The 24,217-nt window shown below is 47.2% G+C and carries 20 protein-coding genes; all 20 read right to left on the bottom strand.

The annotated features are described in order from the left end of the window. Positions 1-410 precede the first annotated feature (410 nt). Entirely contained in the window at positions 411-614 is a 204-nt protein-coding gene (gene rpmE, locus RDL68_RS01680) for a 50S ribosomal protein L31 (RefSeq protein WP_308539937.1), read from the bottom strand. A gap of 81 nt (positions 615-695) precedes the next feature. Continuing rightward, positions 696-980, bottom strand: coding sequence for a hypothetical protein (locus tag RDL68_RS01675; RefSeq protein WP_308539936.1), 285 nt, complete (start codon positions 978-980; stop codon positions 696-698). A gap of 14 nt (positions 981-994) precedes the next feature. Then, positions 995-1,399: a hypothetical protein gene (locus RDL68_RS01670; protein WP_308539935.1), complete on the bottom strand. Its 405-nt coding sequence runs from the start codon at positions 1,397-1,399 to the stop codon at positions 995-997. Further along, positions 1,371-2,057: a sugar transferase gene (locus tag RDL68_RS01665; protein ID WP_308539934.1), complete on the bottom strand. Its 687-nt coding sequence runs from the start codon at positions 2,055-2,057 to the stop codon at positions 1,371-1,373. Before RDL68_RS01665 ends, RDL68_RS01670 begins: the two co-directional genes overlap by 29 nt. 17 nt (positions 2,058-2,074) lie before the next feature. Beyond that, positions 2,075-3,295, bottom strand: coding sequence for a DegT/DnrJ/EryC1/StrS aminotransferase family protein (locus RDL68_RS01660; protein WP_308539933.1), 1,221 nt, complete (start codon positions 3,293-3,295; stop codon positions 2,075-2,077). 93 nt (positions 3,296-3,388) lie between these two features. Beyond that, complete coding sequence (locus RDL68_RS01655) at positions 3,389-5,362, bottom strand: nucleoside-diphosphate sugar epimerase/dehydratase (RefSeq protein ID WP_308539932.1); 1,974 nt, start codon at positions 5,360-5,362, stop codon at positions 3,389-3,391. 12 nt (positions 5,363-5,374) lie between these two features. Then, on the bottom strand, positions 5,375-6,517 hold the full coding sequence (locus RDL68_RS01650) for a DegT/DnrJ/EryC1/StrS family aminotransferase (RefSeq protein ID WP_308539931.1): 1,143 nt from the start codon (positions 6,515-6,517) through the stop codon (positions 5,375-5,377). Between the two features lie 10 nt (positions 6,518-6,527). Beyond that, on the bottom strand, positions 6,528-7,118 hold the full coding sequence (locus RDL68_RS01645) for a DapH/DapD/GlmU-related protein (RefSeq protein ID WP_308539930.1): 591 nt from the start codon (positions 7,116-7,118) through the stop codon (positions 6,528-6,530). A 9-nt stretch (positions 7,119-7,127) separates the two neighbouring features. Further along, positions 7,128-8,252 carry a Gfo/Idh/MocA family oxidoreductase gene (locus RDL68_RS01640; protein WP_308539929.1) on the bottom strand — a complete coding sequence of 375 codons (1,125 nt, stop codon included), beginning with the start codon at positions 8,250-8,252 and terminating at the stop codon, positions 7,128-7,130. Next, complete coding sequence (gene wecB, locus RDL68_RS01635) at positions 8,249-9,346, bottom strand: non-hydrolyzing UDP-N-acetylglucosamine 2-epimerase (RefSeq protein ID WP_308539928.1); 1,098 nt, start codon at positions 9,344-9,346, stop codon at positions 8,249-8,251. Before wecB ends, RDL68_RS01640 begins: the two co-directional genes overlap by 4 nt. 41 nt (positions 9,347-9,387) lie before the next feature. Continuing rightward, a complete protein-coding gene (locus RDL68_RS01630) occupies positions 9,388-10,716 on the bottom strand; it encodes an oligosaccharide flippase family protein (protein ID WP_308539927.1) in 1,329 nt (442 codons plus the stop codon). Continuing rightward, positions 10,700-12,076, bottom strand: coding sequence for an O-antigen ligase family protein (locus tag RDL68_RS01625; RefSeq protein WP_308539926.1), 1,377 nt, complete (start codon positions 12,074-12,076; stop codon positions 10,700-10,702). Before RDL68_RS01625 ends, RDL68_RS01630 begins: the two co-directional genes overlap by 17 nt. A 57-nt stretch (positions 12,077-12,133) precedes the next feature. Continuing rightward, a complete protein-coding gene (locus RDL68_RS01620) occupies positions 12,134-13,345 on the bottom strand; it encodes a glycosyltransferase (RefSeq protein WP_308539925.1) in 1,212 nt (403 codons plus the stop codon). Positions 13,346-13,367: 22 nt separating this feature from the next. After that, positions 13,368-15,044, bottom strand: coding sequence for a hypothetical protein (locus RDL68_RS01615; protein ID WP_308539924.1), 1,677 nt, complete (start codon positions 15,042-15,044; stop codon positions 13,368-13,370). Positions 15,045-15,060: 16 nt separating this feature from the next. After that, on the bottom strand, positions 15,061-16,470 hold the full coding sequence (locus tag RDL68_RS01610) for a hypothetical protein (RefSeq protein ID WP_308539923.1): 1,410 nt from the start codon (positions 16,468-16,470) through the stop codon (positions 15,061-15,063). A 15-nt stretch (positions 16,471-16,485) separates the two neighbouring features. Beyond that, positions 16,486-17,802 (bottom strand): MBOAT family O-acyltransferase, encoded by a 1,317-nt coding sequence (locus tag RDL68_RS01605; protein WP_308539922.1) that lies wholly within the window; start codon positions 17,800-17,802, stop codon positions 16,486-16,488. Positions 17,803-17,930: 128 nt separating this feature from the next. Continuing rightward, positions 17,931-19,052, bottom strand: coding sequence for a glycosyltransferase (locus tag RDL68_RS01600; protein ID WP_308539921.1), 1,122 nt, complete (start codon positions 19,050-19,052; stop codon positions 17,931-17,933). 12 nt (positions 19,053-19,064) lie between these two features. Next, on the bottom strand, positions 19,065-20,318 hold the full coding sequence (locus tag RDL68_RS01595; protein ID WP_308539920.1) for a glycosyltransferase family 4 protein: 1,254 nt from the start codon (positions 20,316-20,318) through the stop codon (positions 19,065-19,067). Between the two features lie 69 nt (positions 20,319-20,387). After that, the gene (locus tag RDL68_RS01590) at positions 20,388-21,707 is read right to left on the bottom strand and encodes a nucleotide sugar dehydrogenase (protein ID WP_308539919.1); all 1,320 of its coding nucleotides are present in this window, start codon (positions 21,705-21,707) and stop codon (positions 20,388-20,390) included. A 152-nt stretch (positions 21,708-21,859) separates the two neighbouring features. Continuing rightward, the gene (locus tag RDL68_RS01585) at positions 21,860-24,172 is read right to left on the bottom strand and encodes a GH25 family lysozyme (RefSeq protein ID WP_308539918.1); all 2,313 of its coding nucleotides are present in this window, start codon (positions 24,170-24,172) and stop codon (positions 21,860-21,862) included. Between the last annotated feature and the right edge of the window lie 45 nt (positions 24,173-24,217).

The raw sequence follows: 24,217 nt of genomic DNA, 5'->3' as shown, positions 1-24,217 counted from the left end.
GGCAAATTCACTTTTTCGCCGTTTGCCAGGGGTGGTTGGGGTGTGACTGACCCTGGCAAATGCTCTTTTTCGCCGTTTGCCAGGGGTGGTTGGGGTGTGACTGACCCTGGCAAATGCTCTTTTTCGCCGTTTGCCAGGGGTGGTTGGGGTCTACCCGACCCTATCAAACGACAATTTCAACATCTATCTAAAATGCCTACATAATGCAAAGCAAACTGCGCCGCCAACGCCAAATCATGCGGCGCTCCGCCTGCAAACCGCGCCGCCAGCTTCACACCAAGCGGCGCTCCACCTCAATAGATAGCCAACAGAATGATAAACGGTGCTGCACCTATAAGGAACAAAAAGAGCCCGCCAACGGCGTGTGCCGTTGGCGGTCTCTTTTCTCTGGCTTTGCAAGCCTCGTTTTGTTAGTCGATGTTGTATTTCTTCTTAAAGCGTTCGACACGACCGCCACGTTCTGCTGTCTTCTGTTTGCCCGTGTAAAACGGATGGCACGCCGAACAAACGTCTACACGCAGCTCTTTCTTGGTTGAACCGGTCGTAAACGCGTTACCGCAAGCGCAGGTAACCGTCGCGTTGTCGTAATACTCCGGGTGAATGCCTTGTTTCATATAATCACCTCTCTTTGTACAAATTCCAGTGCATAGCTTTATGAGTATAGCATACGGGAAATGGTCAAGCAACACCTTGATTTACTTTGCTTCCTTTTTTCTTCTCTTCAGCAGGAAGAACAAGAACCCTGCTGTGCAGAGAAGAACAATCCGAACAAGGAGATTTACGACATCTCCTGTTTTGCTCTCCGCACTCTGCCCGTTGCGTGCCGCATTGTCCTTTGACGACGTTGCCCCGTTCGGATTGCCGGCATCAGAGGAATGAGCAGATCCAGACGGCGTGCTTTCCTCCGGCGGATTCTCTGTCCCGTTGGCATCCGTACCTGCTCCGGCGTTCTTGGAGTCTCCGGCTGAAGAAGGGAGCAAGGTTCTCCCCTTCCTTATGTCATAGTCTGAACGAATACGCCCGTAAGCTTTTTCGGCGATTTTTGGATGGAGAATGTCCTACCGAGCTGACCGAAGTAGTTCGCAATTCCTTCGACGGTAACAAGCACCCGTGTTTCCGGCGAAGGCGGTACATCGGTATCCAGCATAATCTCGAATACGGAGCGTGCACTGTGATCCTCGGCTTCCAAAATCAGCCGAACCACACCGTTGTACGGTGGAAGAATCGTCACGGCAGCATTGCCTTTTCCCTGGACATTTTCCAATTCCGCAACCAAAGCCGGCGTTTTATATTGCTTGCTGTTCAACACCGCTTCGCTTAGCGCTTCGCCATTTACGGTCAACGATTCGAGACCATCCGTCGAGAAAAGATCAATGAAACGCGCAAAGGATGGTGTCAAACAAAACTTTTGCTTCTCGTACGAGGGAAAAATGACGCATCTCACGCAAATTGATACGCATTTTATCCGGCAGAATTTCTTCTATATAGACCTTTTCGGGGTCCTCAACGCCTTCTAACTTGTCGTTTTCGTTGCGATAGGCAATGCTGCAGCGCGAGGTGAGCCCAGCTGGCAACAGCAAAGTCGCCCACATTTCAGGCGTATATCGAGCAACAAATTTCGGTACTTCCGGACGAACGCCAACAAAGGTCATGTCGCCCCGAAGGACATTAAAGAGTTGTGAAAATTCATCAAAATGCAGCCGGCGAAGCACCTTGCCGACACGGGTAATGCGCACATCGTCACTTTTGGTGACGGCGGCTCCGATTTTATCCGCATTGGCAACCATGGTGCGAAATTTATAGATATAAAAATGGCGACCGTACTGTGTCACGCGCTCCTGTCGGTACAGCACAGGTCCCGGCGAATCCAGTTTGATTGCTAAAGCGGTAACCAGCAGGAATGGCGAAAGCAGCAAGCAAAGAACCAGCGCCATCAGCACATCCAAAATGCGCTTCAGCACCAGCTGGAATTGTTTTTTCGCTAAAAGGTCATAATAGGGGCGCACTTCTTCCTGTTGAAATACCGGAGGAAGCGCCGCAAAAGGTTTTACTCTCATGGTCTCGTTTCTTACTGTTATTTACGCATGGTGTCGTTTACCCGACGAAACACATCGATCACGTATTCCACATCCGCATCTGTCAGCACGGTGTTCAGTGGAATAGTAATCTCATTCTGATAAAGGGTGTCTGCATGAGGGAAATCCGCGATGGAAAAACCGAGATTGCGGTAGGCGCTCATGCGCGGAAGCGGCTTAAAGTGGACATTGGTTGCCACGCCATATTCCGCCATTTTCTGGATAAAGGTGTTGCGCTCCTCTACGCCAAAGCCGGGCAAGCGCAACAGATAAAGATGTGCGCTGGAGCGATGATTCGCACCGGTATGTGCCAAATCAAGACAGCCCATTTCCGTGACAAAGGCTTCGTGATAACGGGAAACCAACTCGTGACGACGAGCCATCAATTCTTCATAACGAGCTAACTGAGAAACGCCTAACGCCGCTAAGGTATCCGGCATATTGCATTTATAGCCGGGCATAACAATGTCATATTCCCATGCGCCCAATTTTTCTTTTGCCAGCGCATCCTTGTTTTGCCCGTGAAGGCTCCACAGCTGAAGGTCGTGATACAGTTCTTCCGTGGCAAAGGGCAGACCTTTTCGCCAAACGAGCGCACCGCCTTCCGCCGTCGTTAAATTCTTGACCGCATGAAACGAAAAACACGTAAAATCCGCAATGGCTCCGGCACGTTTATCCCCCTGACGTGCGCCTAACGAATGCGCTGCGTCGGCGATGACCGCAATGCGTCCCAGCGCTTCCTGTCTCGGTGAAGAAGGCACAAACAACGCTTTCTTGTCTTCGACAATGCGATAGACCGCATCATAGTCTGCAATAATGCCTGCTAAATCGACGCTGATAATGGCTTTCGTGCGCGAAGTGACAGCAGCGGCAATGCCTTCCGGGTTCATAAAAATGGAATCCGGCAAACAATCCACCATCTTGATCGTTGCGCCGACATGCGCTACAACCGATGCCGTCGCCGTATAGGTGTAGGCAGGAACAATCACCTCGTCGCCGGAACCAATGCCTAACACGCGAAGCGTTAACTCTAAAGCCGCCGTCGCAGAATTTAACGCCACCGCACGCTCTGCACCGGTATAGGCTTCCAGCTTATGTTCAAAGTCTTTCGTCACCGGACCGGTGGTAATCCATCCCGATCGAAGCGCCTTGATGACCTCTTCGATGTCCTCTTCCCGAATATCCGGCGGAGAGAAAGGTATTTTCTTTGTTTGCTCCATATATTCCTCTTTTCTGCCCCTTACGTGGACAACGGTGAAATGTTGCCTCCCGGTGTTAAGAATGCTCGTTTCTTTCCCTATGTGGACAACAAACTACTCCTGTTCCGGCAGGTGATCGTACTTGTGTGTTTCTTCCCGCACTCGCTTTTCCAGCGCTTCTTTCCCCTCTTCTTGGTACTCCTTGTAGTCGATGGGGATGCCTTCGACGGGAACCTTAAACGTATCCACCATCTCTGCGACGGGATCGTAGACATTCGTTCGTTCATCCGCCATAAGCGCTTCGAGACCGTCCAATTGCTCCTCAAAACGGTCGCGGTCAAAACGCAACGGCTCTGCCACGCGGATGCGACGATTCTTGGTTTCGTGCAGTCCCTCTTCACTCATCAGCACTTCTTCATAGAGCTTCTCGCCCGGACGCAATCCGGTAAAGACAATTTCGATGTCTTCTCCGACTTTGTATCCCGATAAACGAATCAGTTTTTTCGCCATATCCAAAATGCGCACCGGTTCGCCCATATCCAATACAAAAATCTCACCGCCCTTTGCAAAACAGCTCGCCTGCAGAACCAGTGAAACCGCCTCCGGAATGGTCATAAAGAAACGGACAATGTCGGGATGCGTGACCGTAACCGGCCCGCCCTCCTGAATTTCTTTTTTGAACAACGGAATGACAGAGCCACTGGAGCCCAGAACGTTTCCGAAGCGAACGGCAACAAAATCTGTCTTCGAGCGATCCGCATAGGCTTGAATAATCATCTCGCAAATGCGCTTGCCTGCGCCGTAAATACTCGTCGGATTCACCGCCTTATCGGTAGAAATCAACACAAAACGCTTTACGCCGTATCGATCCGCCGCCCAAGCAACATTGCGCGTGCCGATAACATTGTTCTTGATGGATTCATGGGGCGAGGCTTCCATCAAATGTACGTGCTTATGCGCCGCCGCATGGAACACCATCTCCGGACGATACGTAGCGAAAATATCTTCCAGTCGTTTTTTGTCCCGAATAGAGCCAATCAGAATGCGTACATCGACTTCCGGATGATGGCGTTTAATCTCCATTTGCACATCATAGGAGCCGTTCTCGTTCACATCGAGAATAATAATCTGTTTCGGCTGAAAACGGGCAATCTGACGACAAAGCTCGCTGCCAATCGTTCCGCCACCGCCGGTAACCAAAACGCATTTTCCCTGGAGGTAGTTTGCCACTTCATACGTATTGATCTGAATGGCTTCTCGTCCCAACAAGTCATCCAAAGATACGTCTCGCACCTTGCTGACCGATACTTCACCAGTAATAATCTGGTAGATGCCCGGAACAATCTTCATTTTGGCTTCTGTACGCTGACATATTTCGAGAATCTCACGCTGCTGCTGGCGCGAAGCGGATGGCAGCGCCACAATAATTTCTTGAATACCGAACTGGTGAACGACCTCTTCAATCTGCTCCCGACCGCCATAAATTTTGACTCCCTCAATCGTGCGACCATGCTTTGTCGCATCATCGTCGATGAGCGCAACCACATTGTTTCGTACCTTCTCGGAGACATTCATTTCATGAATCAGCGTGCGTCCGGCTTCTCCGGCACCCACGATAAGCGTCGGTATGCTGTTGTCGTCATTGACTGTTTTTTGCAAGGTACGCTCCATGAGCTGCTGGAAACGGTACAAAAAGCGATGCGCGGTTACCCCGGTAAACAGCAGGAAAAACTCAATCAGATAGAAACCTTTCGGAATCCAAATCCCGTCGAGGGTGAGACGCATGGTGGCGAATTGCACGAAAACAAAAAGGAGATTCGCCAAAAAGCTGCGCACGATTTCCGGAAAGCCGACATACGCTGCCAACGATTGATACAGCTTGAACACCCAGTACAGAGCAAGCGCCAATACCGTAAAGAGCGGCGCCAACTTGATCAGCTCGGTACTCAGTTGATACGGAATGAGACTGTAGCGAAAATCAAAGCGTATCCACATCGAGCCAAAATAAGCGATATTAATAAACAAAATATCCAATACGATGGCTGCCAGCCGCCGCCAGGAAAAAGTACTTATCGGTTTCACTTTCATGCGTTCTCCTTGTTACGCGCGCTTGGCACGAATTTCCTTCGTCAGGCGAAGCAACGTAGAGGTAATCTGTTCAAATTCTTCGTCCGTCATATAGGCATGCATGGGAAGACTTAACACGCGCTGGCTTTGTGAATGGCACACCGGCAAATCTTCCGGCGCATATCCTAACTCCGTAAATGCGCGCTGTTCGTGCATGGGAATCTGGTAATACACCATCACCGGCACACCATTCTTCGGCATTTCCTGCAGCAAGAATTCCCGTTCTTCTGCACTTTCGGTCAGGATGGTATATTGGGCAAGCGAGGTGGTGCGTCCCTTGGGGATAATCGGCGTAGAGAAGGTATCTTTTAATACCTCGTCGTACCGTTCGCGCAGCTCGTTCTTCTTTTTGACTTCCTCGTCGAAAAGATCCAATTTGACCAGCAATATCGCCGCTTGCAGGGTATCTAAACGCGCATTGATTCCAATACGCACATTGTCGTATTTGGAAGCGCCATGTCCATGGACACGCAGCGAGTGCATCAGTGTATAGAGCTCTTCATCGTCGGTAAAGATGGCGCCGCCGTCGCCGTAGCATCCCAGCGGTTTTGCCGGAAAAAAGGATGTCGCCGACACGTCGCCGAACGCACAACTCTGTTTGCCATCCAACGTGCCGCCAAACGCCTGCGCATCGTCCGTTAACAAAAACAAGTCGTATTTTTGAGCAATCGCCTCGATGCGAGGGTAATCGCACGGCAAACCGAAGAGATCCACCGTCATGATACCGCGCGGACGCAATTTTCCCTCCGCGATTGTTTTTTGAATGGCTTCTTCCAGTTTATCCGGATCCATCAAATAGGTTTCATCCGAATCGATAAAGACGGGCGTAGCTCCGGCGAGACGAATGGTTTCCGCGGAAGCGAAATACGTAAAGCTCGAAACAAATACCGCATCCTCCGGTTGTACGTCATACGCAAGAAGGGGAATATAAAGGGCACTGGTTCCGCTGGAACACGTCAGACAGTACTTGCGTCCGACATAGGCGGCAAGACGTTTTTCCAGCTCTTCCACCTGCGGTCCCATAATAAAATGGCGTTCATTCACCACGTCGTGAATCGCCTTATCAATGCGTTCTTTTGCGGATTCGTATTGCCGCCCTAAATCAATGAATTGCATGGATTCCTCCTCATGCCTGTATTTCTTTTAATCCTTCGCCATCCTGCTCCAGAAGCCTTTCGCATTCCGGGCAACGGTACCTGGCCTGTTCATCCAAATCGGTATCGTAGAAAATATGTCCGCAGGTACACGCCCAGCCGATGCGTTTTGCCGGAACGCCTGCCACCAGCGCATGAGCAGGCACATCTTTGGTTACCACCGCACCTGCCGCAACCATGGCTTGGGTGTGCAAGGTATGACCGCAAACCACGGTACAATTCGCTCCCAACGTAACGCCCTTTTCGAGATGCGTCGGATGATAACCGGCGCTCCCCTTTGGATATGCCGCACGCGGATTCAAATCATTCGTAAACACGCAGGATGGGCCGCAAAATACATCGTCATCCAGCTGAAGTCCTTCGTAAAGCGAGACATTGTTTTGCACTTTTACACGATTTCCCACCTGCACGCGGTTTCCGACGTTGACATTCTGTCCGAAACTGCATTTTTCACCGATGCGCGCGCCGGACTGAATATGACAAAAGTGCCAAATTTTCGTCCCTTCGCCAATCTCGACGTCTTCGTCGATATAACTCGATTCGTGAACAAAATAGTCGGGCATACGCTCTCCTTAATTCGCTTCGACCACCGGCGCATTCGGATCGTATTGCAAAGAGCCTTCCCCGAACATGCCTTTCATGTCCGTGGAGGCAAAATCGGTAAGGGGCAGCTTGACCGCCTCTCCCGTTTTTTGGCTCTTATAGATTGCTAAGACCAATTCAAGCGCACGTCGTCCGGCATAAGCATCGACATAGGGCGCGCGATCTTCGCGAATGGCTTCGATAACATCCCGGAAGAGCATCGTATGCCCGTTTCCGTAAATATTGGACGTGGGCTCTTTCATACCGACCAGCCCGTCGTCCTCTTGACGGTGGTCAGCAAAATTCCACACCTCGATATCGGTAGTGGATTTACCACCCACCTTCACCGTACCGGTTTCGCCGAATAAAAAGAGGGATTCCTCTAAGTTCTGGGGATAAACATTGGTTGTTCCCTCAATCACGCCAATAGCGCCATTTTTGAAGGAGACGATTGCCGTTCCCAAATCTTCCGCTTCAAGGTAGTCGTGGAACTGTTGACGGGTGCGTCCGACGACTTCTACCACTTCGTCGCCCAGCATCCAGCGCAACAGGTCGATGCCATGAATGCACTGGTTCATCAATGCGCCGCCGTCTTCTTCCCATGTGCCGCGCCAAGGAGCTTGTTCATAATACCCGCGATTGCGATTCCAGCGCACATGAATAGTTCCATGGGAGAGACGTCCGAAGCGCCCTTCCTCCACCGCTTTTCGCACATGCTGAATGGCGACATTGAACCGGTTCTGGTGGCACGCTGCCACTTTAACGTGTTTTTCCTCTGCCAACGCAATGATGCGGTCGGCATCGGCAAGCGACATCGCCATAGGCTTTTCAATGATGACGTGGATACCCCGACGGATACATTCCAACGCAATTTCCGCATGATAGCCGCTTTCCGTCGCAATGGAAACCAGCTCAATTTCCGGATGTTCCTCCAGCATTTTCTTGTAGTCCGTATAATGCGCCACCGAGGCAGGATCCAATTCTCCGCGCGTTAAGAGCGCATCCATCTTCTCTTCGCGCACATCGCAAAGCGCAACAAAATGCAGACCATTATTCTTCACCGCGTACACGTGATTGATGGCAATCCGTCCGCAGCCGATTAAGGCGTAATTCATTTGATCCTTCCTCCGTTCGATACAATTTCTACAATACGATCGCCGGCATCTCCATTTCCGTAATAAGAGCGATATGCCTCCTCATTAACTTGCGTTTCTACTGTTTTTTGCACAATATCGGCAGCAATCGGTCGTGAAAGAATATTCAGGTTTCCGCCCAGCGTCTCCACCCATTCGGTCTGTTCTCGTACGGTCACGCAGGGCGTACGCAAGATGTACGCTTCTTTCTGTAAACCACCGGAATCCGTAACCACCTTGTCCGCATATTTTGTGAAAAATAGCATTTCCAAATACCCGACCGGCTCCACCAGCACAGTATTGCGAAAGCCTTCCTCTTCACTCAGTTTCACGGCAACTTCTCGCACCCGCGGATGTGCCGGAAATAGGACCGGAACCGGAAACGCCTCAAACGCTTTTAAAATCTCTCGCAGTTTTTCTGGCGTATCGGTATTTTCTGCGCGATGAATGGTGGCAAGAATCCAATGTCGCATTCCTGAAACGGAACCCCGAATCACGCGTAGGGAAGAAAAGATATCCTGTGCATTTTTCTTTTCCATGGAAGAGGTATAAAACAAGACCGCATCACACATCACATCTCCAACAGAAAAGACGCCCTCTGTCCGTCCTTCCCGAGCCAGATTATCTACAGCTGTTTGCGTTGGAGCAAATAAGAGTGTTGAGAGATGATCGGTTACTACACGATTTTGCTCTTCCGGCATGGAACGATTGAAGGAGCGTAAACCGGCCTCCACGTGATATACCGGCACCAATTGCTTCGAAGCGGCTAACGCTGCAGCGAGAGTGGAGTTAGTGTCTCCATAAACCAACATGGCATCCGGCTTTTCTTTCAAAATAAGATCTTCAATTCCTGTCAGCATAGCGGCAGTTTGGCGCGCATGGCTTCCGCTGCCTACGCCGAGATTGTAATCCGGCTTTGGAATTGAAAGCTCCGTAAAAAAAACATCCGACATATTGGCATCATAATGCTGCCCCGTATGCACCAGAATCTCTTGCTGTTGTTGGCGAATTTTACGGGACACGACGGCCGCTTTGATAAACTGCGGACGAGCTCCCACTACGGTCATGATCTTCATATTTCTCCTCCATCTGACCACCATTGCTGTCTTATTATACCTTATTCCACCTCATTCGTTCTGCAGCGACGTCGATAGATATAATACGCAACGTATGCTGTGCTCAATAAGCCGGATATAATGTAGATCGCTGTTGTGGCATAGGCGGCACCAATCGATCCATATTGTTTTATCCAAAAATAATCCAATATCACATTAAGCACGCCGGAAATAACTGCGACAACACTATTCACTTTAAGCCTATGCAACATTACAAGAACATTACCGGATAAAATGCGAAACGTTCCGGAAAAGAAAAATCCAATGGATAAAACCCTGAAAATCGGAATCGCATCGGTATAGCCCGAAAATAGAATGGCAAAAATCCAAGGCGCAAAAAAATAGAGACCGAGACTGATTACGCCATTGACCACTGCCATAATGCCATACAATTTGGTCACATTCTTCTTAAGCCATGGAATATCTTCGTGATGGCTTGCTACGTAGGGATACACATAGGTAATAATAGCGGAAGGAACAAAGGTCATCGCAAAAGGAATGAGCGTTGCCGTATGATAATCCGCTAATACCGTGGAGTCCGCAATAATGGAACCGATGAGCCAGCCGTCAATGATGTAAAGCAGGCTGGACACGCTGTTATTGAAAAGCGCGACAAAGCCAATAGAGAAAAAGTCTTTTTTCTCTGCCTTTGTCAGTAAGAGTTCTCCTCTTTCTTCCTGTTCTTTTCGTTTTTCCTTTCCACAAGAAAACGAATTATCAGGGAAAAGAAACGGTGGACGTGTCAACGCGACGGTAGCAAAAATCACCAAAAAATAGCCTACGTAACGAAGTCCCACCAAAACGGTCAATTGATTCGATAAAGCCCCAAGGATCAACATTACAGAATTGGCGAATGCAATTCCCGTGCTCAAATAAGAAAACCACTTGTTATAGAGATGGATGCGAAAATAGATTTGAATGGTTTCCACCGTAAAATAGACAAGCGGCATACACGATAAAAGAAGCAACACCTTTTTCGCTTCGGGGATGGGAAACGAAAAGAACTGGCAAAAAAGAAGGATGGCGAAAAACATCCCGAAATTAACGATCATGCCGAAACGATAACTGAATTTCGCGAATTTCTCCTTCTTTTCAATATCATTTAAATTTTCGCTGCCCAGCTGAATCAAAGCAGAAGAAGCACCAAAACCACTGAAAATTAAAAATGTACTCAAAATATTCATTGCATAGGAATACACGCCATACAATTCTTTCGAAAGAAAATTAACGACAATAATCCCACTGCAGGATACGATGATTTTGTTTAATACTTCCGAGGAAAAAATATGTAAAAAGCCCGTCGAGGCGAGCTTTTTAATGGCTTTGCGCATGTAATTTTCTCCTTTCGATCACATTTTCGTTTTCAAAAGGGGGTGCCATCGAAGCGAAAAAGGCAATCCATGTAAGCGGCGAAGCGAACGGATGATAGGAGGAAAAGAAAAGTAGGTAAACCGCGTAACACCCCAAAAAAGAGAGTACAACGATATTCTCAACTGATAAAGCGGAAAACCGTCTGATTCCTCGTAAAGATTTTTTTGCTATATTCCCCATTAACAATAAATAACCGACCATGCCAAAAACACCGGTAGAATACCATATCTGAAGAACCGCATTATGCAATAACATACGACGATGCTCATATGTCCTTACGTATACACGTTCATCCAAATGCCCAAAAACAGACATTTTTTTTATTCCCGCTTGCCAAATCCGTATTCTTCCGGAACTCACGTCCATATTATCCCCTGCGCCCTTCATACTCTTTTGCAGCAACAAAGATAAAGACTCCTCAAAAGTAATCTCTTTTCCGTCTTGCTTTTCCAATTGTTCTTTATACGCAGGATTGATCAACGGATAGATGGCGTGTGCGGAAATAGGCGTCCCATAGGAAAGAACGAGATATAAAATCAAATAGCATAGAACATTACCAGCGATGAATTTGGATATTCTTCTTACCACCACTTCTTTATGAACCAATAGATAAGCAATATACATCACATAGACCCAAAACATCATCACCATGCCCGTCCGAGAACGTGAAAATAAGATCAATGTTGTGGCGATAATAGAAAAAATCACATGTCGTTCTTTTTTCTTTGTTTTTTCTACATGATATAAAAACAAGTTACTAATGATGGCCATCACGCAAATCATTGCCAGATCGTTCGGATCACTGTAGATTCCTACATACTGACTTTCCGTTAAGGGAGACAACACTAGTGAAATAGCCAAAACGGCTATAAAAAAACGGCATAAAGTAATGCAAAATCGTTTCAGCCACAAGTAAAACACGTCACGCTTTAGCACACTTCGCGCAAAGGGAAAAAGAATCAACCAAACCAACGACAATAGTAGATACGCCTTCCCCCGAACCACGATGCAGGTGGCTAAACTTCCTATCCCCATAAGATAATAGGCAAAAGTCCAAAAGAGATCTGGTGAAGCCGGTTCAGGATTCGGTTCACAAAAGAGAGACAAGGCGAGAAGAAGCGTGATGCTATGCAACAGCAATCGTAAACCAAGAGAAAAACCATAAAAATTGGCGCCAACCGTGTAGAAGAGAAACAGAAAATAGAATGTGAGATCCAATATGGATTCGCGTTTTTCTCTCCATTTTGCCGGAATATATCTTGCGCAGAAAACCTGCAGTTTTCGATTTTGTCCTTCGTGAAACTGAATGATACGATTCACACATATCTCCTTACTACTTGTCCGTCCAACGGATTGTCGAGCACCATGGGGTTATTTTTACCGATTTTGAACCATGGCATAAAAGTCGCGATAGTTTTTCTCTGCGCTACAGTTCTTTTCCCAACTTTCACGGGCTTTTCTACACATTGTATTGCGCTCTTCGTCCGATCGCACCATCATATCTCGAATGGCATTCGAAAGCGCAGAGGGAGCAACATCCTTAGGCAAAAGGGTTCCATTCAAACCCGAAGTAACAATTTCTCCTGTTCCTCCCACTTTTGTTGCTATGACCGGAATGCCGAACGAAAGTGCCTCCATGATGGAAAGCGGTACGCCTTCCGTCTCGCTGACGTTAAGGAAAACATCAACATGATTTTCTTTGTAATATTGCAAAACCTCCTCGTTTGGCACATGTCCCTTAAATATATACTGCACGGACGTTTGCGACAAAGTGTCTTTGGCCTGATTTTGCAACGTCGACATCAACGGACCATCGCCAAAATGAACCCATTCCACCGGTTGTCCGATTTTCGATAAAGCGGCAATAAGAAGATGAATCCGCTTTAGAGGGATCATGCTCGAGCAGGAGACGAGGCGAAACGGCTCGCCTTTTCTTTTAGGGGGCGTAGCGCCCTTCTCCAACGTACCCAGACGATGCAAGGATATCTTTTGCTTCTCAAGGCTTTCCGCATAGGTTTGCTCGAGGTAGTGTACCCCATCTGCGCTGATGGGGCAAATCGCATCCATCGAACGGAAAATAAAGTCGCGAAAGGGAAGATATTCTCCCGGATAGCGATATTCGTAAATATCATAGCCATGGCATCGCGTTAAAATACGCATGTTTGGCACTTTTCGCTTAACCAGCGCACAGACCATCGCATGGGTGACCATCCAATAGGAGTACATGATGGTATCCTTGCGCAACAGATTTTCGCTCTTCATCCATCGATATATTTCACGATAGCATCGTTTGGCATAGGCGTAGTAGCCGAGCATCACCCCTATATTATGAAGAGAAAGCTTGCGATTTTTTCTCATCCAGCCCATTTCGTGCCATACCAAAGGATCTCCCAGACCACGCAATGCCCATATCGCCATAACAAAGACATTTCTTTTTTCTGCGATACGAATGCCGCGATGGCGACTTTGATTCTCCTCTTTTGATGGATGCAATGCCAAATAGATCAGTTCTTCCGGAGCATAAAGATCCTCGGAAATCAAAAATGGTTCCCCTCCAAACGGGTACCCTGCCGTTAACGTTAAAATCATATCCGCCCTCTTGTATTATTTCTCAATCCAAATAATTCTTATAGTAGGAAATAATGGAAAGAGCTAATCCGCGATCCACAAAGTGTGCGCCCTGCTCGAATAATTCACGCACAATGCCTTGCATCTCTTCCTCCTGTATCGCCGAAACAGAGTCTCGATAATATCGGATGAGTTCTTCTCGAATCTTGTCTTCTGTATTCCACCAATAATCCAACGGATTCATATCATTCGTTATCGGCTTTCCCTTCCTCTTCGCGCGTAGCAAAGATAACGCCGTATGGATTTTTCGTTCTATGACGTGCCATGGATAAAATTCACGGGATAACGGTAAACCCGTTCCGGAATGGGGATACCTTACGCTCATCGGGAATTCCCGTTTCAGCCAACGCATCTGTATTTTATCATAAACGCGCTGTTTCCACGGAATGTCGAACAAGACCTGTAAAAAAGCGGAATCCGCCAAAGGCATTAAAGGCTCGGTATAGTACTGCCGAATAAAATTAGTAGAGGCTGCCGCCAAAAAACCGCGCGTGAAAAACCAAAACCGGTCATTGGTAGAAAAGCGACCGATCTCTTCATTTTCCTTTGTCGGAAAAAGCGGAAAATGTCGGGATAAGCGGTATCGTTCCATGTCTTCCTGCGGAGCCTGCTCTGCATTTTCTGTCAACATGGCGCCTTCATGAATATCGCCTGCAATGCCCGTCCATTCCACGCCGTAATGGGATAACGCCAAATTTTGCAACATCTGTTTTCCGCCAGTTATTCCAAAATAATAACTGACGCCATTATTCATCAGCATCAGCGTGTCCACTTCGGTCAGAAACTGAGGCGAATCTAACGGCATAAAATGCCAAGGCGTGTTCGCATCCTGCGCAATTTGTTTGGCAATCGTATGATCTCGGCTCCCCTTTTGCGCATAGGTCAACGTCTCAAACGACTTCGGAGCGAGGTGTTGTAAAGCGAAAAAGATGATCCTCGTATCCGCTCCACCACTTAAATCAACCAAGCCCGTATACCCATGCCGTTGATTCCAAAATACACTATCCTCTAAGCTCGATAGGAATACTTCATGAAGAGAAGTGATCGCCTCATCGATATTTTTATCCGGAAGATTTTTTTCCGCAAACGTGATATACGACTTTGTTTCGACAAAGTCAGCACGTAAGCACAAATAGTCGCCGGGGTAAAGACGGCGAACGCCTTGCACACCCGTATGCGTATCGGTGAAAAAGCCGAAGTTAAGGAAGTTTTTAAGTCCCTGTTCATCGGGAACACGAGGAATTCCAAGACGTTTCATGGTGTCGGTGACAAAGTTCATTTGCGAGCCGACAATGACACGTTGCTTTTCGGGATCCAGCCAATAAAATACCGCACGATCCCCTGTGGGAGACGTATAAATCGTCCATTCTTTCGCTTTTCGATCCCATATAGCACCGGAAAAAGAACCGCAGAAGCGCTTAAAGAACAGAGGATCTGTCTCTCGTTGATCACGAATCCATCCACCCAACCCTTCCGGATGTTCCAAGACGCCTAAATGATGCGCGTTCGTTATGATGCCATCTGTCATCACAAGGATATCGGCGTCTTCAAAAAACACTTTGTGTTCGCCAAAACGATCCAACACATCGCGAGAAACAACCCAACCATCTACCATGGAATCATCATGAAGAAGGGGCATCGTCCCTAATTGGCGAAACACAGTGGATGCATTTTTTTCATTTGTTATAAAAAAGCCCGGCATTCGTTTCTTTCTCCCATTTACCTTGCTGTGTGTAGTAGTACAATTCTACAGGATGTTGTTTAATCTTCTCGGATTGCAGTACCTGCAGATGGAAATTCGCTTCTCCTTCCTGCTTTTCCATGTCATATACTTCGTTTCCCGAAACGAGATACGCATACCGAACGTTCTTGGTGTTCAGGGCAATGGAAAAGGAAGTAGAATGTTCTTGTTCCATCATACTATCGGAGACCACACGATTCTGCAGATCCGTTTTTTGATTGCGCAACGCCTGCGCCGTCATCGCCGGCGGAAAATCTACTTTCGTCATTTTTTCTTCCGGAAAATAATAATCCTCTACGGTGTATTCCGCCAGTTCAAAAACGACTGCTTCCGGTTGAAACAACATCATATAATAGGGAAGCCGAAAGACATTTTGATAATCGTGTATGCCCATACATTCTCGCGTATTGGCAATGATAAACTGATTCCAGCTATTCAGATAACTCCCCTGAAAAATCAGCGTTTTCGGTAACACCGCTGCGCGCTTGTTATCATTGATAAAATAATGGAAATAGGGAAAACGCGAATCCACTTCCACCTCAGGCTGATACGATTCTGTTAAATTGACAAAAGGTTCTTTTAAGTCGATGTCCGGAATCTCCTCCTGAATGGGAAAGTGCATCCCCTGAAGAGATGTCTCCTCATGTGACCCCAATAAAAAGAAATCTTTTGGCAAGGGTTTGACCGCCGGAAAGGCAGCGTTCATCTGTTCAAAAAGATGGTTCATCCCATAATAAGCGCCTAAGTCGTTCCAATGACCGGCGTTAAATTTCACATTAAATACGCGCTGCGTTTTTGCTTCCTGTTCCAGTACTTTTTTATTATCAACGACACAGATGCCTTTTTGCTTCATCTTTGATAATAATGTATCCACCCACTCATCTTGATAGTTCACACCGATGGGCAAATCTTCACAATAGGTAGAAATCTTCTCCGGATCAAACTGGAAATAAAAGGGAATACCTCTCTCTTCGCAATATCTTCGCATTTGATCGACAAAGGAAACGAAGTGGTCATGATACGCAGTATATTGGATATTGGGGTGCATTTTGAAAAACACCTCTCCCTTTTTTCCATACGTATACAAGGGATGCGTTAATTCATGGAACAGCCTATCATTCAACCACATATATCCCATGATCATTTGCTCACGCCCGCCGATGCGATCGTTGATATATTTGTACTTTGTCAGCCAATCCGCTCGATCGCCTATGCCGTTTGTCCAATTTGTCAATTTCCGATTATCGATCTCGGAAACATAATCCTTTTTGTGATTCATTGTCATCGCTGGCAGACACAATAACAGAAAGAAACAAAAGAGGAAGACAATTTTATGCCGTCTCATTCCACTTCCCTCCTTCTAAAATTGAAAATACAAAAACGGACGATAACTGGCGTTAATCATAAATAGTACGGAAACCACAAAAAGTGCCAGCAATACTATCGCCTCTGTCCAATAGCGTAAAGCCGATCCGTCCGCTCTCTTCCATCGCCGACAAATTTGTTCTCGCCACTGCATAGGCATAAACGATCCGATCATCGCGATGATAAGGAAAAACATTGTACGACCGGTGAGGAAAAACGACCATTGAAAGTTGATGTTCTCAGCAGAATAAGGAGAATGAAAGAGCAGGCGAAAATATTCCATCGCATTCCCAAAACTCGGTGCCATGAACAACATCCAGGAAAAGTACACAAAAATCATGGTCATCAGCCATGCGAAAAAGCGGGGTAGTTTCTCCCGTTGCTTTTTCCATTTCCGTTCTACGATAACAGCAAGACCGTTCAAAATCCCCCACGCCACCATATTCCAGTGCGCTCCATGCCAAATTCCCGTAGCGAAAAACACAACAAAGAGATGAAAATACACATTCCCTTTACGGCTTCCGCCAAGAGGGATATAGAGATACTCTCGAAACCAACTTCCTAAGGAAATATGCCATCTTCTCCAAAACTCTGTCACCGAAGTGGATAAATACGGATAAGAAAAATTCTCTTCCCATTGAACGCCCAACAAGTTGGAAATGCCCAAGGCGAAATCCGAATAGCCGGAAAAATCAAGATAAATCTGAAACATCATACAAAAGCCAAGCAATAGCATGGTCTGTGAATCTACGCCTTGCGGAATATTGCTGGTAATAAGAGCAATAGTAGCACCTAAGCTATCCGCTATGATGACTTTTTTCGCCATGCCGATAATCATGCGACGAATTCCTTGTTCGGCTAAATCAACCGACTCTTGACGGGCATTCCATTTTGCGTGAAATTCCTTCCATGTGATGATCGGACCGGATAAGATTTTTGGAAAAAAAAGCAGGTAAAGTCCAACGGATCGAAATGAGCCGGGGTCTTCACCACGATAGACATCCACCAAATAGGACACCACCGAAAAAGTGATAAAAGAAATTCCCAGTGGGGCAATAAGGGTTCCGGCAGAAAGTGAGCTATGAAACACTGTATTGATTGTCGCCAAAATAAAATTAAGGTATTTGAAAATAAAGAGCGGTAAGAAGGCTACGGCAACGAAGAATAATAGTTTGCTCTTCGTTTTATTTTTTAATCTCGCCAGAATTTTACCAACGAGCGCTGTCATTACGCATACGACACCTAAAGCGACTCCTGTTTTCCACCCTGCGCCCACCGCATATAAATTGAGCACATAAAAGAGAAAACTCATGGACAGCACAAAATAGTCCGAAAGAAGCGTGTTTTTTTTCGGAAAACAGCGCAATAAAAAGTATACGCCACAAAAAAGAGGAAAAAAGAAAAATAGAAAGACAACCGTTGTAAACGACATGAAAACTCCTATCTGTTTTTCCCGTTTAGATTTCCAAGTGTGAAAAGCACTTCTTGGGCACGCGCTTCCCATGTGTTCTCGGGCAAAAATCGTTTGATGTTCTCTTTTTTCTCGATAATAGACGGACGATCCACAATAATACTCTCTAATACTCTTGCCATATCTTCCGCGTTATCTTTGCAGACCCAGCCTAAACCATTCTCTTGAACGATTTGTGACATGGCTTCCAAGTCCGTACAAAGTACGGGTTTCCCGTATCCAGCATATTCAAACAGTTTGACGGAGATGGCAAAGTCCGTATAGGCGTTTTTTCGCAAAGGCAATACGGAAAAATCCACTTGTTGATACAGCTCTTCTAATCCGTCACCAAAAGACACATGGCGAATGGTCAGCCAATCCCATTTCTCAATCGCATAGTGTTGTTGAAAATCAAGCCATTCTTGCGCACGACAGGCAACCGTCAATCGTAGACGAAGTTGTTGTTGGTTAATGGTTTTGACGGCATCCAGCAAGATATCAAAACCATACCGCGGTGAAAGTCCGCCAACAAAAAACAGAGTGAGCACTTCCGCATTATGAATTCGATCCATTTCCGAAAAGTCCGAAGACCCCAATTCGCTCGCATCCGCACCGGGTGGCAGAATGGCAAATGGCACCTGAAAATCGGCAATGTTTACCATCTGCATCGTCGGAAAATAAAATAGCGATACCGTTTTTTTGAAAACGGCAAGATCCCGCCGTTGTAGGCACTGAATGAGAAAGAATTTCAGCGGATTGATTTTCGTATATTGGCTCTTAAATCGCCAGTAAATATCACGATAAAAAAGACCGATGGGTACGCCCATTTTATGAAGCTTTTTAAGCAGCATCAAATCTTCACGAACAAAAAAAGGTCCCGACGGTGGCTCGACATAACAATAACGAACTTGATGGGTATCCAACCATCGCATCACTTCTTTTACATGCGCACGACGTTCTTTTCGCTTATTATGCCAACCGTCCAATACCTTCATGCTACAGCCAATCTTCTGAAAAGCATGAAGCATTTGCTGCGGACGAACGCTGGAACCCGAATTCGCTGGTTCGTTCAGATCTACAAAAGCGATATATAGTAAATCCACCGTATCCATCCGCAACCTCTCTTATTTGCTCCCCGTAATGCCTTCTAAAAATTGCTTTGCTAAATGCGGATACAAAAAAAACTCCTGCATAGCATTTTTCCCGTTCGTTCCCATTTGTGCCCGCCGTTCCTTGGGCAACTGAATCAACTCGCAAAATCCTTTGGAAAGCGCCTTAGCATTTTCCGCCTCCACACTGATGCCACAATCATACTCTTCAATCCAGTTATTGGGTGCATCCACCGCATATAATACCGGCTTCTCCCCCATCATGGCATCCATGAGCTTATTCATGCCAATACCAAAGCGAAACATTTCATTGCGAATCGCTGCAACATAAGAAGCGTCCGAATGCTCTAACAACGTCGGAATGGATCGCTTCCCAATACGGGGTAAAAAACAATATGCATTGGAGTCCAAGCCCATTTCTTTTGCCTTTTGAATGAGCGTCTCTTTGTATCCACCTTCTCCTACAAAAGCCAAGAAAAATGTGGAAGGATCCAGCATCTTGGCCGAATCCAGCAGCGTGTCCAATCCGTAAGACGGTGTATGACTTCCAAAAAAAGAAAGAATAAATCTATTCTCCTCTTTGGCTCGCTTTAATGCGTGAGCATGTTCCTCCGGCAGCGGTTCAGGATGCTCCCAGTCCGATGAGGCGATTCCATTCGGAACATAGAGAAAATGATCCGCCGCCATGCCATGTTCCACAAAATAATCTTTAGCATTCGGTAATACGGATACGACAAAGTCTGCATTTCTACAGAACGAATCTTCTGCTCTTTGCAAATAGCGAATGACCGGATTACGATCCGAAAGGTGATAAAGCTGCTTCGGTGTAATCGGCCACATATCATGTACTTCATGCACCAAACAAGCATCGATCCCCATTTCCTGTGCTATTTTTTTCATTTTCTGCGCGGGATACGTGTCCAACGGATAGGTGGAGGAAGCGATGATGATGTCCGGCGAAAAGTCCCGAACGATTTCCGCGGCATGACGTCGCAACTGGAATAGAAATTGTGCAACATTCCACAAGCGTTTTATCCCGTTTTTCGGATACGGCGTTGTCTTGATCCATTGAAACTCCACCCCATCAATAGCTTGGCATTCCAAGGCGCCAGATACGGTAGGATTCGCTTTTCGCAGATGTGAATAATCTGCGGCAAGAATTCGAACGCGATGTCCCCACTTTTGCCATTCTTTAGCAAAATAATAAGGGCGAAACTCCATTCCCATGGAACTGGAGCCGGCATAATGATCGATATATAAAATATTCATCGGGCTGTTCCTTTTTCTTTTTCGAATTCGCCCCATAGTCAACGACCGGTCTTTCCGGATGCTATATCCTTAGAGCGTCTCGACGTTTTCGTACTTCTCCGGCTGCGGAATCGCGTTGCGGGCGTCGAAAATCGCCTTGGCATTCTGCAAAATCATTGGATAATCGTATGCTTGATGCGCCGTAGTAATGACCACCAAATCGGCTGCCGTCACATTGTCTGCGGTGAGAGAGGTCATTCCGGTATATGTTTTACCCTGATGGCGGAAGGAAGGAATATAGGGATCAAAAAACTGTACATCCGCACCACGTGCTTTGAGAATATCCAGCACATGGATTGCCGGACTTTCCCGATAATCATCAATATCATTTTTATACGCCACGCCAAGCACCAGGACTTTGGAACCGTTCAGCGGTTTCTTATGCCGATTGAGCACCTGCGCCGCGCGATCCACCGTGTACTCCGGCATCTTGTCGTTGACCATCATAGACGACTCGATCATGGAGGTATGGAAACCGTACTCACGCGCTTTCCACGACAGATAATACGGATCTAAAGGAATGCAGTGGCCGCCTAAGCCTGGTCCGGGATAAAACGCCTGGAAACCATAGGGTTTGGTTTTCGCCGCATCAATCACTTCCCAAATAGAAATACCCATGCGATGGCAGAGAATGGCAAGTTCATTCACCAAGCCAATGTTCACATTGCGATAGGTATTTTCCAAAATCTTTTCCATTTCGGCTACCGCCGGCGAAGAAACGGGATACACTTCCCCTTCCAGAACGGCGGAATACATTTTGGCAATCACCTCGGTCGCGTCTTTGCCGATCGCGCCGACAACCTTCGGCGTATTCTTTGTCTTAAACTGTTTATTGCCCGGATCTACCCGTTCCGGCGAAAAGCCGAGGTAAAAATCTTCACCGCAGCGAAGCCCGGATCCCTTCTCTAAAATCGGTTTGACCAGTTCTTCGGTGGTTCCCGGATACGTGGTGGACTCTAAAACAACCATCGTGCCTGCTTTTAGATGTTTGGCAATGTTTTCGGCAGAAGTTTGTACGTAGCTGATGTCCGGCTGCTGATGCGCATCCAGCGGTGTCGGTACGCAAATCGCGATAAAATCCACATCACGAATAAAGCTGAAATCCGTCGTCGCACGCAGCTTTTTCGCTTCGACTAACGCCTTCAGGTCATCATCGACAATATCACCAATGTAGTTGTGACCGGCGTTAACGAGGTTGACTTTTTCATCCTGCACATCAAAGCCGATGGTTTCGAATCCGGCGCGCGCTTTTTCTACTGCCAGCGGCAGACCGACATACCCCAAGCCGACCACGCCGACACGGATGCTGCGCGTCTCAATTTTTTGCAACAAATCTTCTTTTAATCCCATGATGGTTCTATGCTCCTTTTTCTCGACTTTCGGCGGTATTCGTCGTTATACATACTCTCTTACTTTGCAGTCTATTTTAACATAGGAAAAGGGCGAATGCCCGTCGCCTTCGCCCCAATCCGGTTTTTATTCTCTTTTCTTTTCGATGCCGATTAATAGCCGTTGAGTCCTGCATTGCGAATAATCGACGGATAGTCTACAAACATCCAGTTGGCATCAAGGTGATACGGAAAACCGTCCTTTTTATACTGAGACGTGAACTGCCACATGCCGTACTTTCCCGAATAGGATGGCTTGTTGACACCGTAGTGCGCCACCCAAACGTCATAATTCTTCAGGCGAGACATATCCAGTTTCTCATTCAACCAAGAAGAGGAAGCATAAATGCCTGTATAATAGCCCGCTTTTTCCATCTCCTTTAAGAATGCCAATGCCGTATCGGTCATTGTCTTTTTGTCTGTTTTGCGCTGATGATATTCATCCTCGGTATCCCAGTAAACCGGAAGCGAGAATTTCTTGCCGGCAATCGCCTTTTGGAAGGCCTTGGCTTCCGCTACGCCCTCCTTGACTTCGTTCGCGCAGGAATACCAGTACGCACCGATGGGAATTCCTCTGGCGTTGAACTCACGATAAAAACGCTCGAACTCCGCATCTTTATCATAATAGTCGCCTGTACCGTAACCGGTGTACCCGGCACGCAGGATGACGCCGGATACGCCCTTCGCAAACGTATCAAAGTCAAAGTTGTACGGCTTCTGGTGTGTGGAAAGGTCAATCACCAAAAGACGCGACGTTTTGTGCAGAATGCCCTTGCTGTCTGCATCGTATCCTTGGTCATCGACCAGCACGAATTGGTTGGTCAAAATAGCCGACTGCGAACCAATGTAATAGGAATTACCCTGCCAATGGAAAACACCCTCCACATTGCGCCGCTCGTTGTTCCGCGCCGGGTCGTAGAAATAATAGTTGTTCCCGACCTGATGAATGCCGGAAGTCGTCGCACCATCGCCGTCCATATAGTAGTAGACGTTGCCGAAACTAATCTGCTGATTCTTAAAATACGTGCCGTCCACTTTTTCGTAGTAGCGCCGACCATTCTTTTCCACCCAGTGCCCACTGTCCGAAATGGTACCGTCCGGACGAACATAATACCGTCTTCCATTAATGACATGGTAGCCCGGCGTATATTTCATCAATTTTCCCGACAGCGGATCCAGCGGATACAGTGCGCCTTTGAAGCGCGTCAAGCCCGTTTTTTTGATTCCGTCTTCGCCCATTAAATACGCCGTGTCACGCCCAAACGTAATGAAGCGGTTGCGATAGAGAATGCCTTGGGCATTGGGGAAAATCCATCCACGTTGGGTCTCCACCCATTTATTGTCGTTGGTACGAACCCCGTTTTTATGGAAATACATCAAGTTTCCATCCACTTCCTGAAAACCCGTAGCAAACGTACCGTCGTCCTTCATGTAATAGGCGACCTTCGTTCCAAATGTGATAATGCGATTGCGATAGAGAATGCCCTGCGCATTCGGGAAAATCCATCCGCGCTCAGTCTCCACCCATTTATTGTCGTTGGCGCGAACCCCGTTCTCGCGAAAATACATCAGGTTGCCGTCCACTTCCTGAAAGCCCGTGGCGTAGGTGCCATCACTCTTCATGTAATAGGCGACCTTCGATCCAAACGTGATGATGCGGTCATGATACAGCTTGCCTTCGGCATTCGGAAATACCCAGCCGCGTTCGGTCTTTACCCATGTATTATCGTTCGCGCGGATACCATCTTCCCGAAAATACATCAGCCATCCGCCAACCGTTTGGAACCCCGTGGCATACGTGCCTTCATGATTCATGTAGTAAGCTACCTTCGGACCGAACGTAATAATTTGATCTCGATATAATACGCCTTGGGCATTGGGAAAATAGTATTTTCCTTGATACTCCACCCACTTGTTATCTTTGCGCAGATTTCCCTGCTCGTCATACAGGTAGAGCTTGCCATTGATTTCCCGAATACCGCCCAAACTTCTGCGCGGTGCGCGCTGTGCTTTTGCCGGCGCAGGAGCTTCGCTCTTCTGCTCGGCGGAACTTTCCGGAGCATTTTCCGGAAGAATCGGCTTTTCTTCCAAACTATCGGAAGGATTCTGTTTCGATGCTTCCCCTGGCTGCGAGGTTTCCCCCTGCGAAGTCTGCCCTTTTTCCTCTTTAGAGGAGCCATCTTCTGCAGCGGCTTCACCGGACGAGGCCGATGGGCTTTCTTTCGTTTCTGCTGCACCTTGGCTATTTTCCACGGGAGCCGTTGTTTCTTCCGTCGCGCTTTCGGGCGCACTTTCCGGCTTCTGTTCCACAATCTGTTCGCCGGAGGTCTCCTGCGCGTACACCGTATTCGTAACCGGTTGTAACGTTAACGCCATCAGCAGGGCAGCCGAAAGAACGCCGAATTGCGTTTTTCTCTTCTTGTTCATGGCACTTCCTTTCTCTATTCCTTGAGGTCTCTTTATGGGGGCTTC

The organism is uncultured Murdochiella sp. (assembly GCF_902488755.1).
Classification (GTDB): domain Bacteria; phylum Bacillota; class Clostridia; order Tissierellales; family Peptoniphilaceae; genus Murdochiella.
This window is presented reverse-complemented; position numbering and strand designations above follow the sequence as displayed.